Annotated in this window: 11 protein-coding genes; 8 read left to right on the top strand and 3 right to left on the bottom strand. The window is 67.4% G+C overall.

The window, feature by feature from the left end:
- Positions 1 to 56 precede the first annotated feature (56 nt).
- The 4 genes from AB4Y72_RS11540 to secA all read left to right on the top strand — a co-directional run bounded on the left by AB4Y72_RS11540 (position 57) and on the right by secA (position 5,960).
- A complete protein-coding gene (locus AB4Y72_RS11540; RefSeq protein WP_441426299.1) occupies positions 57 to 998 on the top strand; it encodes a ComF family protein in 942 nt (313 codons plus the stop codon).
- Between the two features lie 143 nt (positions 999 to 1,141).
- Positions 1,142 to 1,867 carry a ribosome hibernation-promoting factor, HPF/YfiA family gene (hpf, locus tag AB4Y72_RS11535; RefSeq protein WP_441426298.1) on the top strand — a complete coding sequence of 242 codons (726 nt, stop codon included), beginning with the start codon at positions 1,142 to 1,144 and terminating at the stop codon, positions 1,865 to 1,867.
- Positions 1,868 to 1,899: 32 nt separating this feature from the next.
- Positions 1,900 to 3,120: a winged helix-turn-helix domain-containing protein gene (locus tag AB4Y72_RS11530; protein WP_441426297.1), complete on the top strand. Its 1,221-nt coding sequence runs from the start codon at positions 1,900 to 1,902 to the stop codon at positions 3,118 to 3,120.
- A gap of 101 nt (positions 3,121 to 3,221) precedes the next feature.
- Positions 3,222 to 5,960, top strand: a complete 2,739-nt coding sequence (secA, locus tag AB4Y72_RS11525; protein WP_441426296.1) for a preprotein translocase subunit SecA — start codon at positions 3,222 to 3,224, stop codon at positions 5,958 to 5,960.
- Between the two features lie 123 nt (positions 5,961 to 6,083).
- On the opposite strand, the gene AB4Y72_RS11520 is transcribed toward secA, so the two are convergent.
- Together AB4Y72_RS11520 and AB4Y72_RS11515 are read right to left on the bottom strand one after the other, a co-directional pair.
- Positions 6,084 to 6,566, bottom strand: a complete 483-nt coding sequence (locus tag AB4Y72_RS11520; protein ID WP_441426295.1) for an Rv3235 family protein — start codon at positions 6,564 to 6,566, stop codon at positions 6,084 to 6,086.
- Between the two features lie 165 nt (positions 6,567 to 6,731).
- Positions 6,732 to 7,523 (bottom strand): LysM peptidoglycan-binding domain-containing protein, encoded by a 792-nt coding sequence (locus AB4Y72_RS11515; protein ID WP_441426294.1) that lies wholly within the window; start codon positions 7,521 to 7,523, stop codon positions 6,732 to 6,734.
- Between the two features lie 221 nt (positions 7,524 to 7,744).
- Here AB4Y72_RS11515 and AB4Y72_RS11510 point away from each other — a divergent pair, with 221 nt between their 5' ends.
- Positions 7,745 to 8,314: a hypothetical protein gene (locus tag AB4Y72_RS11510; protein WP_441426293.1), complete on the top strand. Its 570-nt coding sequence runs from the start codon at positions 7,745 to 7,747 to the stop codon at positions 8,312 to 8,314.
- 10 nt (positions 8,315 to 8,324) lie between these two features.
- Here AB4Y72_RS11510 and AB4Y72_RS11505 read toward each other — a convergent pair whose 3' ends face one another.
- Positions 8,325 to 8,546, bottom strand: a complete 222-nt coding sequence (locus tag AB4Y72_RS11505) for a helix-turn-helix domain-containing protein (protein WP_441426292.1) — start codon at positions 8,544 to 8,546, stop codon at positions 8,325 to 8,327.
- A gap of 150 nt (positions 8,547 to 8,696) precedes the next feature.
- Here AB4Y72_RS11505 and AB4Y72_RS11500 point away from each other — a divergent pair, with 150 nt between their 5' ends.
- The 3 genes from AB4Y72_RS11500 to AB4Y72_RS11490 are packed head-to-tail and all read left to right on the top strand — an operon-like array spanning position 8,697 to position 15,592.
- Positions 8,697 to 9,341: a hypothetical protein gene (locus tag AB4Y72_RS11500; RefSeq protein WP_441426291.1), complete on the top strand. Its 645-nt coding sequence runs from the start codon at positions 8,697 to 8,699 to the stop codon at positions 9,339 to 9,341.
- Positions 9,338 to 10,669, top strand: a complete 1,332-nt coding sequence (locus AB4Y72_RS11495) for an AAA family ATPase (RefSeq protein ID WP_441426290.1) — start codon at positions 9,338 to 9,340, stop codon at positions 10,667 to 10,669. Before AB4Y72_RS11500 ends, AB4Y72_RS11495 begins: the two co-directional genes overlap by 4 nt.
- A 57-nt stretch (positions 10,670 to 10,726) precedes the next feature.
- Complete coding sequence (locus tag AB4Y72_RS11490; RefSeq protein WP_441426289.1) at positions 10,727 to 15,592, top strand: NAD-glutamate dehydrogenase; 4,866 nt, start codon at positions 10,727 to 10,729, stop codon at positions 15,590 to 15,592.
- The last annotated feature ends 22 nt before the right edge of the window (positions 15,593 to 15,614 follow it).

The following is a 15,614-nucleotide window of genomic DNA, read 5'->3' as shown; positions in this document are numbered from 1 at the left end:
CCACATAGCGGCCCGCGGGGCTACCGTCACAACGTCCCCGGGTCCACGATCAGAGCATGAAGGACACAGCCCGGCGGGGGCAAGCCGCAGATCCGGACGTGGCCCCGCCCGCGCCGCCAGCAGCCAGGCACCGGGGCAGCTACGTGCGGCCGCTGGCGAGGCTGTCCGACCGGACGGCCTCGGCCGCGGCCGAGGTGCTCGCCCTGGCCATGCCGGTGGACTGCATCTGCTGCGGTGCCGAGGACGCTGTGCTCTGCGGCGCGTGTTCCCGGCAGCTCCGCCTGCTGACCCTGCGGCCGTTCCGGGCCGAACTCCAGGCACCGGCCCTGATGGACATGGACGGGTCCGTCCTGCTTCCCGTCGTGGCCGCGGGGGCCTACCGGGCCGAGTTGGCACAGTGCCTGCTGTCCTTCAAGAGCCACGGTCAGGGCAGACTGGCCGGCGAGCTGGCACGGGGCCTGGTGCGGGCCCTCCACGCCGCCGTCGGGAGGGAGCAGGCCCTGGTCCTTGTCCCCGTGCCCACGAGCGCCGCCGCGTTCCGGAAGCGGGGCTTCAGCCCCGTCCATCTCCTGCTCCGCCGGCTCGTTCGCGCCGATGCCATCCCGGGGTTCACGGTCGCGGACGCACTGCGGAAAACCACGCAGCCCGGACGGTACCGGATGCCCCGGGCAGGGCTCCGGTACCTGGCCGGCGGACAGAAAGGACTGAGCCGGGGTGCCCGCTCCCGGCGCGTGCGCGGATCCATGCGGACCCGGGCCGGCCCGTGGTCTCCGAGCGTCGCGGGACGTCCCTGCATCATCGTCGACGACGTGCTGACGACCGGTGCCACGGTGGCGGAGGCTGCCCGTGCGCTGCGGGCGGCAGGGGCCCTTGTTGGCGGCGCCGTCGTCGTTGCCGCGACACGCCCGCCGGCCACCGCCGACGCCGGCGCCTCCAACCCCGCACTGGCGGGGCCGAACGGCCGGGAGCAAAAAAATAAACCGGAAAAGGATGAATAACAGGTTGCTATGAACTAACGTCGAAGATGGGTACCAAGAACAGATGTACCTGTCGATAGCGGCTCGGAAAGGGGCTCGACTGTCATTCAGATCGGCCCCGGGAAGTACCGCCGTCGTGTCACCGAAGTCATTTGGAGGGCACCATGGAGTTCATGATCAGCGGACGCAACTTGACGGTCTCGGACCGGTTCCGCGAATATGCCGACGACAAGATCTCGAAGATCGCCTCGTTGGGAGACAAGGTCCAGCGGGTAGACGCGAAAGTCACCAAAGAGACCAAAGCCCGCCAGACCGCCGAATCGCTCACGGTTGAGTTGACAGTCCTGGGACGCGGCCCAGTAATCCGCGCAGAAGCGAGTGCCGCCGACAAGTTCGCTGCCTTCGATCTCGCTTACAACAAGCTTCTTGAACGCCTGCGCAGGGCAAGGGACCGCAGAAAGGTCCATCACGGCCGGCACACCCCGAAGTCGGTCACCGAGGCGACGGCAACCCTGGCGCCCGCCAGCCCCAGCGAACCCCTCTACGTCGAGGCGGCGCAGCAGCAGGAGAGCACGGCGCCGGCGGCAGAGAAGTCGCCCTACGAGGTCGAGAACGATATTCCGGCCGGCGATTCGCCTGTTCTGATCCGCCGGAAGGTGTTCCCCGCGGCCCAGCTCACGCTCGATGACGCCGTTGACAACATGGAACTTGTCGGCCACGACTTCTACCTTTTCGTGGACAAGGAGACCAAGGCGCCGTCGGTCGTGTACCGCCGCGACGGCTGGACCTACGGGGTCATCAGCCTGGACCAGACGTGCGAGCCGGGGCATTCGAGTTTGGAAGACAAGATCCTGGCCTATCGTTCCGAGGATGAGGCCGCCAGCGCATAAGCTGGTGCAGACCATCCAACGAAGGGACTGACGTGCAAGCATCGCTGAGCCTGGCCCAGGCGCGGCGGATCGCATTGGCAGCCCAAGGATTGGACAAGGTACGGCCCGCCGGACCCGTCAGCGCACGGGCGGTGGGCCGTACCTTTGCCCGGCTGCACCTGGTGCAGATCGATTCCGTCAATGTGGTGTCCCGCAGCCACTTCCTGCCGTTTTTCTCCCGTCTGGGCAACTATGACCGCACCATCCTGCAGCGGATGGCTGGGACCCACCCGCGCCGGATGATGGAGTACTGGGCCCACGAAGCCTGCTTCATCCTGCCGGCCCACTTCCACGATCTCGTGCAGTGGCAGAACCGCACGTGGGTGGGCGCGCACGCCATGGACCCGGACCTGCGCAACGGAGTCGCCGCCCGGGTGCTGGAAACCTTGGCGGCCGGGAGACCGATGACCGCCGCCGAACTGACTGCGCGGCTTGGCCACGTGGAGGATCGGCAGCGGGACAACTGGGGCTGGAACTGGAACGCCGTGAAGCGGGTGCTGGAGCATCTGTTCGAGGAGGGCCTCGTTTCCGCCTCCTCCCGGACCGAATCTTTCGAACGGCGCTACACCCTCACCGCCCGGGTGTTGCCCGCCCCGGCTGGTGAAACGGCCGCCCCTGAACCGGACGCGGCGGCCGCGATGGACCGGCTGATCGACGCCGCGGCCCGCGCCCACGGGATCGGAACCGTGCGGTGCTTCGCAGACTACTTCCGGACGCCGCAGAAAGCTGCCGCGGCCGCCGTCCAGAACCTCGTGGACGCCGGCCGCCTCCAGCCGGTTACCGTGGCCGGCTGGGACCGGCCCCTGTATCGGCACGCGGAGGCCACGCTCCCGCGCTCAGCCACCGGCCGTGCGCTCCTGAGCCCCTTCGACTCCCTCGTGTTCGAACGCCGCCGGCTCGAAGAGCTGTTCGGCTTCCACTACCGGATTGAGATCTACACCCCTGAGTCCAAGCGGCGGTACGGCTACTATGTCCTGCCGTTCCTGCTGCGCGACGCCATCGTTGCCCGGGTAGACCTCAAAGCGGACCGGGCCGGCGGCCGGCTCCTGGTCAGGACAGCCCATGCGGAACCCGGCGCGCCGGCGGACACCGCCGTCGAACTCGCCGCGGAACTGCAGCTCATGGCAGAGTGGCTGGGACTGGGCGGGGTAGTTGTCTCCCCGACGGGGGACCTTGCGCCGGCGCTCGCCGAAGCCGTGGCTGCCCGGCAATGAGCAGTATCCGCTATGAGGGAACAGGCGCCACCGGCGCTGCGTCTCTCCCGTAGACTAAATCACGCCAGAATTCGGCAGCTTGAGACTGGGAGCAACTTCACGTGGCATCACTTATCGAAAAACTTCTCCGCACAGGTGACAAGAGAACCCTGCGGCAACTGCGGAACTATGCCGATTCCATTAATGCCCTGGAGAGCTCCTTCCAAACCTTCTCGGACGCCGAGCTGCGGGAAGAGACCGACCGTCTGCGTGCCCGCCACCAGGACGGCGAGAAACTGGACGACCTGCTGCCGGAAGCCTTCGCGGCCGTTCGCGAAGCCTCCTCCCGGACCCTGGGCATGCGCCACTTCGACGTCCAGCTCATGGGCGGCGCAGCCCTGCACCTGGGCAACATCGCCGAGATGAAGACCGGTGAAGGTAAGACCCTGGTGGCCACCGCTCCGGCCTACCTCAACGCCCTGACCGGCAAGGGCGTCCATGTCGTCACCGTGAACGACTACCTCGCCGAGTACCAGTCCGATCTCATGGGCCGCGTTTACCGCTTCCTCGGCCTGACCAGCGGCTGCATCCTGTCCAACCAGGACCCCGCCCTGCGCCGCGAGCAGTACGCGGCCGACATCACTTACGGCACCAACAACGAGTTCGGGTTCGATTACCTGCGCGACAACATGGCGTGGGACAGCTCTGAACTCGTCCAGCGCGGCCACCACTTCGCCGTCGTCGACGAAGTGGACTCGATCCTCATCGACGAGGCCCGCACGCCGCTCATCATCTCCGGCCCGGCCCAGGGGGACACCAACCGCTGGTATAGCGAATTCGCCAAGGTGGTCACCCGGCTGCAGCCGGAGACCGACTATGAGGTCGATGAGAAGAAGCGCACCGTCGGCGTCCTTGAGGCCGGCATTGAAAAGGTCGAGGACTACCTCGGCATCCACAACCTCTACGAGTCCGCCAACACCCCGCTGATCGGCTTCCTGAACAACGCCATCAAGGCCAAGGAACTGTTCAAGCGGGACAAGGACTACGTCATCCTCGACGGCGAGGTGCTGATCGTCGATGAGCACACCGGCCGCATCCTCGCCGGCCGCCGCTACAACGAGGGCATGCACCAGGCCATCGAAGCCAAAGAAGGCGTCGAGATCAAGGCCGAGAACCAGACGCTCGCCACCGTCACGCTGCAGAACTACTTCCGCATGTATGACAAGCTCGCTGGCATGACCGGCACGGCCGAGACCGAGGCCGCGGAGTTCATGAGCACCTACAAGCTCGGCGTCGTGGCGATCCCCACCAACCGCGACATGCAGCGGATCGACCAGGCCGACCTGGTCTACAAGAATGAGACCGTCAAGTTCGATGCCGTCGTCAAGGACATCGCCGAACGCCACGAAAAGGGCCAGCCCGTCCTGGTCGGCACCACCAGCGTCGAGAAGAGCGAATACCTCTCCCGGCTGCTGGCCAAGGAAGGCGTCCGGCACGAGGTCCTGAACGCCAAGAACCACGCCCGGGAAGCATCGATCGTGGCCCAGGCCGGCCGCAAGGGCGCCGTCACCGTCGCGACGAATATGGCCGGCCGCGGTACTGACATCATGCTCGGCGGCAACGCGGAGTTCACCGCCGTCGCCGAACTGGCCAAGCGGGGCTTGGACCCGGAGGAAAACTCCGAGGAGTACGAGGCCGCATGGCCCGAGGCGTTCGAGTCTGCCAAGCAGGCGGTCAAGGACGAGCACGAGGAAGTCCTCAACCTGGGCGGCCTCTACGTGCTGGGCACCGAGCGGCACGAGTCCCGGCGCATCGACAACCAGTTGCGCGGCCGCTCCGGACGCCAGGGAGACCCCGGCGAGTCCCGGTTCTACCTCTCGCTCACCGATGACCTGATGCGCCTGTTCAACTCCGGCGCGGCCGAACGGCTCATGAACAGCTCGGTTCCGGACGACGTCGCACTCGAATCCAAGCTCGTCTCGCGCGCCATCGCCTCGGCCCAGGGCCAGGTGGAAGGCCGCAACGCCGAGCAGCGCAAGAACGTGCTGAAGTACGATGACGTCCTCAACCGCCAGCGCGAGGCAATCTACGGTGACCGGCGCCGCATCCTCGAAGGCGATGACCTCCACGAGAAGGTGCAGTACTTCCTGGAAGACACCATCAACGCCTTCATCGACGCGGCCACGGCCGAGGGAACCGGCGACGACTGGGACTTCAACCTCCTGTGGTCCAACCTCAAGACCCTGTACCCGGTGAGCTTCACGCCGCGCGATGTCATCGACGAGGCCGGCGGCAAGTCCCGGGTGACGGTCGACTTCCTGAGGGAAGAAATCCTCTCCGATGCCCGGCTGGTCTACCAGGCCAGGGAGCAGGCGATCGGTTCGGAAAGCATGCGCGAGCTCGAGCGCCGCGTGGTCCTGTCCGTGATCGGGCGGAAGTGGCAGGAGCACCTCTACGAGATGGACTATCTCAAGGAGGGCATCGGGCTGCGTGCCATGGCCCAGCGCGACCCCTTGGTGGAGTACCAGCGCGAGGGCTTCATCATGTTCCAGGCCATGATGGAGGCCATCCGCGAGGAGAGCGTCGGCTTCCTCTTCAACCTCGACGTGGAAGTGACACCGGCCGAGGACGTTGTGGTGGCCGACGCCGCGGGCGAGCACACGGAACACCACGAGCCGCAGATCCATGCTGCCGGACTCGAAGCCCCGGAGAAGCCTGCGCAGCTGCAGTACACCGCGCCCGGCGAGGACGGCGCTGCCGAGACCCGGATCGAGGCGAAGGGCTCCGGCCGTTCGGGGAGCCCGGCCAAGGCCGCGGCGCAGGACATCGGCCGCCGCGCGGCGAAGAAGAAGCGGCGCTAGGCAGCAGGACAAAGCACGGGAGGACCGGAACGATTGTTCCGGTCCTCCCGTGTTTCCGCCCTCCTTTCCCTGGCCGGGGTGGCTCTTGCCCTCCGGGGCCCGCTTCTGCCGTCCGAGCGCTGCTTAGCCGATCTCCAGCACGGTGACCCGCCAGGCCGCCGTGCTGCGTTCCAGCCGCAACGCGACCGCGCGGACCCGTGAGTCCTCGACCACCACAGCGCTGGCCTCGTAGACGTCATCGGATACCCGGCAGGCCCGGACGGACCGGACCGACGGGTTGCGGTGCAGCCGGCCCGCCGTGGGCGAACTCCCGGAGGCAACCCGCCTGGTCAAGGCGGCCCGGTGCTGCAAGGCCGCAAGACAGCGGGGGTCCAGGCGGCGGGAAAGCTGCTGGGCCGGCCGTGTCCCGGCGAGGACTTCGATGGCCGCCTGCACGGTGCTGCGGGATATCGCGCAGATGTCGCGGGCTTCGTCCACCACGCGCAAGGGCGGAGGCGGCGCGGCGGGATGCGTGGCCGGTGCCACACCACCCGACACAACCCGGAGGGCGGGGGCGGACGCGGCTGCGCCCGGTGCAGAGGTGCGGATCCCGGTGGCTGCATTCATGACGGTTCCTTTGCTGGTGGCTGATGCTGGAAAGGGGTATGTGCTGTATGAACTTCTGCGTTGGATGGACTTCTGTGCTGGATGGACTGCTGGGCTGGATAAACTCTCCGGCGGTTGCTGGAGCGTTCCGGTGGCGCAGGGTGCCGGCGTGCGCGTGACGGGTCTTCAGAGTCCAGGCGGGAGGTTAAGCACCTGCCCCGGCCGCAGGAAATGCGGGTTGGCCCCAATAACGTCGCGGTTGCCCGCATACAGCCGCGGCCACTCCCTGGCGATGTCGGCATCGGACGCCAGGGGTCCCAGCGCCGCCGCGGCGATGCTCCACAGTGAATCACCCGACCGGACGGTGACTTCTCGGACTTCTCGGACGTCCCGGCGCCCCCCGGGGGAGTCATTCGGACGCGCATGCCGGGCCGCCAGGGGGCCAGCGTCCACCACCGGGCTAATGGGCTTCCATCGCGGATCCACGGCGGAACGGACGGCGGGATCCTGGGATTCCGGAGCCCGGGTGGGCGCCGGCGCCGGCGCCGGCTCCGGCTCCCGGGTCTGGCCGGCCGACGGCGTCCACGCCGCCGACACCGCCGCTGACACCGCCGGCGGGGCGGCCTGGCCCGGCCCGGGGTCACCGGGCGCGGTGGCGGCCGTTGCCAGCGGGGCGGTCAGCAGCTGGAAACCGACGGCGGCGAGCACCAGCCGGCGCATGAACGCCGGAGTGAAGCGGCCCGTGGCGGCCGCGGCGCCGGTCCTGCCGAGACGGTCGAGCACGGCCGCCGCGACGGCGATGGCGAGCGACAGGACCCACCACGTGACGACGATCAGGCCGGCGGTATTCGCCGCGATTCCCAACTGGTCGTCGAAGGATAGCGACTGCTGGCGTGCGGAGGCTGCGTGCCAGCGGTGGACGAGGAAGCTTCCCGTAGCTGTCAGGAAGACCCCCAGCAGCAGGATCACGGCTGCCATGGCCGCGTCTGCCCGCGCTGCCTGATGTGGTCCGGGACGGGGTCGCTGCGCTGGTGTCCGGTCCATGATCGCTGCCTCCAATGATTCTCAACCGCATTTGAGATGATTTAATGCTGTTTGATGTTATTGAAGGTAGTTTGATCCCAAATGAACGTGTTTGTCTAGACGCAGCTGTTTGTCTGTGGATTGACCGGTGTGCCAGGCGCGCCTACGCTGGCGCAATGCGGTGGGACGCCTTGTTTGAGGACATGGAGGCACAGCTGGCCGCGCGCCGGCAGCTTGATTTTGAGGCGGAAATAGCGGAGCGCGCCCGGGTGGACTCTGCGGGGGTGGAGCTCGCGGACCGGCTCCGCGGGTCCTTGGGACTCAGCATCCGCGTCCACGTGTGTTCAGGAGCGGCGTTCGAGGGGACACTAAGCCACGCCGGCAGCGAAGCGCTGGTCCTCGACGAGCCCCAACATCAGGTACTCGTTCCTTACACCGCGGCGGTGCACTACGGGGGTCTTTCACGGCTGGCGGTCCCCGAACCCTCCAAGGTCCGCCAGCGCCTGGGTCTGGCAAGCGCCTTGCGCGGACTGGCCCGGGACCGGTCGCGGGTGACAATTTTGGTCTCGCGCGGGCCGGTGGAGTCAGGACTCCACGGCGTCATCGACGCAGTGGGCCGGGATTTTCTGGATCTTGCCCTGACCCCGGCGGTCGGGGACCGGCGCCCGGGAAACGTCCGGCCTGCGCTGAGCATTCCTTTTGCCGCCGTGGCGGCGATCAGGTCTGTCGGTGCCGGGGGCGGCTAGGGGCCTTGGGTCAGCTCCGGGCTGACTTCGTCTTGGCCTCTTCGATCATCCGGCTGGCCTCGGCGTAGCGTTCCTGGATGTACTGCTCGAGCATTGCCTCCTCGACCCGCCACTGGCCGCGTCCGCCCACTTGAATCGCCTTGAGCTCACCGCTGCGCACGAGGGCATAGGCGGCCGGGGAGTTGATCTGGAGCTGCTCGGCAACGTCCGCGAGAGTCAGGAATCGGGGCATGTATCCATTTTGCCACCGCTGGCGCCGGTTGCGGCCGTTATCCACAGTTTGGCCGTGTTTGTCCCGGGATCTTCCGCACGGACCGCCCAGGCGTAACAATGGGGGTGCCCGGCATCCGGGAACGGACGGCGACGACAGGGGAGCGGACGCATGAGTGGAAGCGCGGCAACCGGAGGTGCCCGTTTGAAGAAGCCGTCCTGGAAGGACCCGCGGCTCCTGGTGGGAATCCTGCTGGTGCTCGCATCCGTCGTGGGAGTCGTCTCGTTGGTGGGTGCCGCGGACCAGACCACCGAAGCCTACGCGGCTCGCGAACCGATTGCCGTCGGCGAGACGCTGACCGTTGACAAGCTGCACCGGGTCAGAGTGCGGCTAGGTGAGGTGGAACAGCTCTACCTGACCCCGGAGTCCGGCGTGGATGCCGGACTCGTTGCCGTGCAGAGGATCGGGAAGGACCAGTTGCTGCCGCGCGAAAGTGTCGGGCAGTTCGATGGACTGGACCGCAAGCCTGTCGCCGTCACTATCGACGATAGCCTGCCCGCCCAGGCCGTGGCGGGCTCCCGGGTGGACGTCTGGGTGGCTCTGCCGGATAGCCGAAACGGCTTCAGCGAGCCCACCCTGCTCCTCCCCGGCGCGGAAATTGCGCAGATCACCCCGGGCAGCACCGCCCTGGGGTCCTCTCGTTCCGTGGTGGTCATGGTGCTCGTCCCGGATGCCCAGATGCCGAAATTGTTGGGTGCGCAGGCCAACAAGGCGAAGATCGCGGTCGTGTGGAACCCTGGCGGCCCCACACGATGAGCATTCCCGTCGTGACCGTGGGTGACTCCCGCGATGACCTCGTCGACGGCCTGGAGCGCCTGCACGGCCCCGTGTCCGTTGTCCGGCGGTGCGGCGAGCTGGCGGAGCTGTTGGCCGCCTGTCAAAGCGGGCTGGCCCGCGCCGCCGTCGTTGCGGCGGGCAGCGAAGAACTGACCGCCTCGCTGGTGGACCGCCTGTCCGCCGTCGGCGTGGTCGTCGTCGCGCTGACTGACGATCCGGAGGAAGCGGCCCGCCTGCGGACCATCGGCGTGGCAGCAGAAGCCGGTGCCGTTGACGCCGCAGCCCTTGCAGCGCGGATCTCCGCAGCGGTGGCACAGCGGAGCGGCGCCGGAGGCGGCCCGGGGCCCGAGGCGGCCCACGGCGCCCCCTCCGCCGGCGCCAACACACCGGCCGGCCAGGTGGCACGGACCTCCGGAGGGCACGCCGACGGACTTCCCGGCCCTGCCGGGCGGGGGCGGATTATTGCGGTCTGGGGCCCTGCCGGCGCGCCGGGCCGGACTCTCGTGGCCACCAACATCGCCGGTGAACTGGCCGCGGAAGGGCAATCCGTCCTGCTGGTCGACGCCGACAGCTACGGCGCCAGCGTGGCCGCTGTGCTCGGGCTGCTCGATGAGGCTGCCGGGCTGGCCCAGGCCTGCAGGCTGGCAGATCAGGGGCTGCTCGACGCCGACGCCCTGCTCCGGGTCGCCACCACGGTGGCAACCAAGGCCGGGACGTTCCGCGTCCTCACCGGAATCACGCGGGCGGACCGCTGGACCGAACTGCGTGCCGCGGCGCTCACGCTCGTGCTGAAGCGGGCCAGGGAAATCGCTGACGTGACTGTGGTGGACACCGGCTTCTGCCTCGAGGCCGATGAGGAACTCAGCTTTGACAGCGGTGCGCCGCGACGAAACGCTGCAACACTGAGGAGTCTGGAACTGGCCGACACGGTTTTTGCGGTCGGGGCGGCCGACCCCATCGGGATGCCGAGACTGGTCCGCGGCCTTGCCGAACTCCAGTCGGCCGTCCCGCACGCATCCCCGCAGGTGGTCATGAACAAAGTCAGGGCAGCCGCCGTGGGCCGGTCCCCGGAACGCCAGCTCCGGGCGGCGTGGGAGCGATACGGCCCGGCGGAAGCCCTGGTGGCCTTCCTGCCGTCAGACCCGGCGGCAAGCGACGCCGCGTTGCTTGCCGGAGCACTTTTGCTCGAAGCCGCCCCGGAATCCGAGCTGCGCCGTGCCATCGCCAATTTGTGTTGTGCACCTGCCCAGCGAATTCCGAAATCCTTTGTCTTTTCTTCCACAGCACAGCGCCGGGCAAAAGGTTAGGGTCAACGTAAGGGCCGCAAAGAGGCGGCTGTGAACTTCTTTTATGGAGGCGTTTCGATGTCGTCTGGGTCCAGCGTGGAGGATCAACCCGTTTCGATCGGTAGTAGTGAAAGCTACCTCGGGGATTACTACGAGCACCTCGCGGAGGAGGATCTCAAGGCCTATCGCCAGGAGGTCCTGACGGCACGGGCCGAGACCCATCGCCAGATCGCGGCGACGCGGCTGCCGGGCATCGCGAACATCGCCGTCCGCGATGAGGCCGATTGCAGCGTCCTCTACATCGTCACCGATGACATGCCGTTCCTCGTGGACTCCGTCAATGCCGAACTCGTCCGCCAGAACGCCCCCATCCACCTTGTCCTGCACCCGCTTTTCGTGGTCACGCGCAACCGCGAGACCGGCGACATGGTCAAGGTGGCGCGCGTTCCGTCCCACCTGGGCATCTCCAGCGGCGACACAGCGGCCATGCCTAACATCTCCCACCTGATCGCCCAGGGCGACAACGCCTCGCACATGGAATCCTGGATCGCCGTCGAAATCGACCTCGTCGGCGAGGAAAAGCGTGCGGAACTCGTCAAGGGCATCTCCCGGGTTCTCGGCGACGTCCGCGCCGCCGTCGAGGACTGGCCGAAGATGCGCACCAAAGCCCTTGAGATCGCCGCGGACCTGGACAGGATCGCCAACCGGGGGCAGATTGCCGAGCTGCGCCAGGCCCAGGACCTGCTCCGCTGGCTCGATGACGGGAACTTCACCTTCCTGGGCTACCGCGAATACGACCTCGTGAATGAATCCGGTGAAGACGTGCTGGAGCTGCGCGAGGAAAGCGGCCTGGGCCTGCTCCGCGCAGGCACCGACAGCCGCCAGGTCCAGCACCTCACCGAGGCCGGCAGGAAGAAGGCACGCGAAAAGCGCGCCCTGGTCATCACCAAGGCGAACTCGCGTTCCACCGTGCACCGCTCGGCCTACCTGGACTACATCGGCGTCAAGAGCTTCGACGCCGCCGGAAACGTGAACGGCGAACGCCGCTTCATCGGCCTCTTCGCGACGACCGCCTACGCCGGGTCGGTCCGCGATATCCCCGTGGTCCGGGAAAAAGTGGCCGCAGTCCTCGACGAGGCAGGCTTCCCGCCGGACTCGCACTCGGGCAAGGACCTGCTGGGCATCCTTGAAACCTACCCACGCGACGAGCTCTTCCAGATCGAGATCCCGGACCTCTCCGCCATCGCCACCGGCATCCAGCGGCTGCAAGAACGCCGCCGGACGCGGCTGTTCCTCCGCCCTGACATCTACGGCCGGTTCATGTCCGCCGTCGTCTACCTGCCGCGTGACCGCTACACCACCAACGTCCGCCTGCGCATTGAGCAGGAACTGCGGGAGACCTTTAACGCCGTGTCCATCGACTACGAGGCGCGCATGACAGAGTCGGCCCTGGCCCGCCTGTTCTTCCGGATCCGGCTGCCGAAGAACGCCGACGTCAGCAATGTCAACAGCGACGAGCTGGAGAAGCGCCTGGTCCGGGCCGCACGTTCCTGGGGCGAAGGCATCTCCGAAGTTCTGCGCGCCCGCGCCGACGGCGGCTCCAAGGGCGACGGCGCCCAGGAGCTTGCCGCTGTCTGGGCCGAGGCATTCCCCGCGACCTACCGGGTGGACTACGAGATCGAAGATGCGCTGCAGGACATCGACCGCTTCGAAAAGTACGGTGCCGCGGCCGAACGGGCCGGCGAAGCCGTCAAGGAGCAGCCCGGCGTCCACGTGTACCTGCCCGACGGCGCCGGCGCCACCCTGGAGGAGGACGCCCGCGTCAAGCTCTACATGCTGGAACCGAAGAGCCTGAGCCAGATCCTGCCGTACTTCCACAACCTCGGCCTTGAGGTCCTGGACGAGCGACCGTTCGAGATCGAGACCGCGGATCACCGGGACTTCTTCCTGTACGACCTCGGACTGAAGTACCCCGCCGGCGTCGACCCGCGGGCGACCGGCCAGCTGCTGGGCGAATCCTTCGGTGCTGCCGTCACCGGGGTCGTGGAGTCCGACAGCTTCGACCGGCTCGTTCTGCGCGAGGGCATGCACTGGCGCAAGGTGGTGGTGCTGCGCGCCTACGCCAAGTACATGCGGCAGATGGGCAACACCAATTCCTTCGAGTTCATCTCCGACACCCTGCTGGGCAACCCGGACGTGACCCGAGCCCTGACCGGACTGTTCACCGCGCGCTTCGATCCGGCATTGAGCGACGCCGAACGCCAGCTCCGGCAGGAGCAGGTCAACGCCGAACTGGATGCGGCGATCGAGACGGTCGCCACCCTGGACGCTGACCGGGTTTTGCGCACGTTTGCCAACCTGATCCGGGCGACGCTGCGGACCAACTACTTCCAGAACAAGACCCACGTCAGCTTTAAGCTCAGCCCGGCGGCCATTGACGGGCTGCCGTTCCCTCGGCCGATGTACGAGATCTGGGTCTACTCGCCCCGGGTTGAAGGCGTGCACCTGCGCTTTGGCAAGGTGGCCCGCGGCGGGCTCCGCTGGTCGGACCGGCGCGAAGACTTCCGCACCGAAATACTCGGCCTCGTGAAGGCACAGACCGTCAAGAACGCCGTCATCGTCCCCACGGGTGCCAAGGGCGGCTTCTACGCCAAGCAGCTCCCGGACCCCGCGGCCGACCGCAGCGCCTGGATGGCTGAGGGCATCGAGAGCTACAAAACGTTCATCCGCGGCCTGCTGGACATCACGGACAACCTGATTGTGACGCCCGACGGCGAAACAGTCCGGCCGCCGGCCGACGTCGTCCGCCACGACGATGACGACTCTTACCTCGTGGTCGCGGCCGACAAGGGCACCGCCTCCTTCTCCGACATCGCCAACGGACTGGCCGCCGAATACGGTTTCTGGCTTGGCGACGCCTTCGCTTCCGGCGGCTCGGTCGGCTATGACCACAAGGCCATGGGCATCACCGCCCGTGGCGCCTGGGAATCGGTCAAGCGCCACTTCAGCGAACTGGACCTCGACACCCAATCGGAGCCCTTCACCGTGGTGGGCGTCGGCGACATGTCCGGCGACGTGTTCGGTAACGGCATGCTGCTGTCCAAGCACATCCGCCTCCTGGCCGCCTTCGACCACCGGCACATTTTCCTTGACCCCACTCCGGACGAGGCGGCGTCCTACGCCGAGCGCCAGCGGCTTTTCGAACTGCCCCGGTCCTCGTGGGGTGACTACAACAGCGCGCTCATCAGCGAAGGCGGCGGCGTCTTCGCCCGGCAGGCCAAGGTGATCCCCGTGTCCGCGCAGGTCCGCGCGGCCCTCGGACTCCCCGACGGCACCACGGAGCTGAGCCCGCCGGAACTCCTGCGCGCGATCCTGCTGGCCCCGGCCGACCTCCTCTACAACGGCGGCATCGGCACCTACGTCAAGGCAAGCACGGAAACCAACGCCGAGGTCGGCGACAAGGCCAACGACTCCATCCGGGTCGACGGCCGCGACCTGCGGGTCAAGGTGGTCGGGGAAGGCGGAAACCTGGGCATGACCCAGCGCGGGCGCATCGAGGCGGCGCTGCAGGGCGTCATCCTCAACACCGACGCGATCGACAACTCCGCCGGCGTCGACTGCTCCGACCACGAGGTCAACATCAAGATCTTCGTGGACCGGATGGTCGCGGCAGGGAAGCTGGACAGCGCGGAACGGGCATCGTTCCTGTCCTCGATGACCGACGAGGTCGGCCGGCTGGTGCTTGAGGACAACATCGACCAGAACATCCTGCTCCTTAACGACCGCATGCGGGTGTCCGAATGGAGCCCCAGCTACGAACGGCTCATGGACTGGTTGGAAAAGTCGGCAGACCTCAAGCGGGACCTCGAGGCGCTGCCCACCACGGCGTCGCTGCGCGAGCGGCTGGAACAGGGCCAGGGGCTGACGTCTCCGGAGCTGTCGGTCCTCGCCGCCTACGCCAAGATCGAACTTGCCACCGCGCTGCGCGACAGCGACCTCGCCGATGATCCGTGGTTCCGCTCGACGCTGCGCGCTTACTTCCCGAAGCAGCTGCGGGAGAGGTTCGACGAGGAACTGGACACGCACCCGCTGCGCCGCGAAATCATCGCGACCGTTGTGGCCAACGACATGATCAACCTCGGCGGCATCACCTTCGCGTTCCGCGCCATGGAGGAAACGTCGGCCACGGAGTCGGCCGTCGCCAAGGCCTTCGTGGCCCTCCGCGAGGTCTACGAGCTCAACATCATGGTCGCGGAACTCAACGAACTGCCGGCGTCGTTCCCGACCGAACACTGGAGCACCGTCCACCTGGACATCCGGCGGCTTCTGGACCGCGCCGTCCGGTGGCTCCTTGGCCAGGGTTCCACGTCGCGTCCCATCGCCGAGATCGTGGGCGAATTCAAGCCGCTGATGGATCCCATGCGGGCCCGCCTGCTGGACTACCTTCGGGGCGACGACCGGGCGCGGGTGGCCGCGTGGCTGGAGAAGGCGCGCAGCTGGGACCTTCCGGAGGACTTGGCGCACCGCTGGGCGGAGCTGTTCGAGAGCTTCGTTCTCCTGGATATTGCCAAGATCGTCCACGTCAGCGCCGAACCCGTGGCCGAAATTGCCCACGTGTACTACACGGTGTTCAACCGCTTCCACGCGGATTCCCTCCTTGAGCGCATCACCAAGCTGCCGAGGGAGGACCGCTGGCAGGCACTGGCCCGTGCGGCCCTGCGCGACGACCTCTACTCCACCATCTCGGACATGACGACGGCGGTGCTGGGCAGCACGCCCGCCGGGCTTCCCGCAGAGGAACGGCTTGTGGCCTGGGAGGGCCAGAATGTGGAGCAGCTGGGCCGGGCGAAGTCCATGTTCGACGAGGTCAATGCGCTCGAAGCCGATGACATGGCCTCGCTGTCGGTAGCATTGAGGCTCTTGAGGTCAATCGTCCGACGCTAGGGGCAGCTGTCCCCGGCGTCGC

Source organism: Arthrobacter sp. YAF34 (genome assembly GCF_052113245.1).
GTDB lineage: Bacteria > Actinomycetota > Actinomycetes > Actinomycetales > Micrococcaceae > Arthrobacter.
This window is presented reverse-complemented; position numbering and strand designations above follow the sequence as displayed.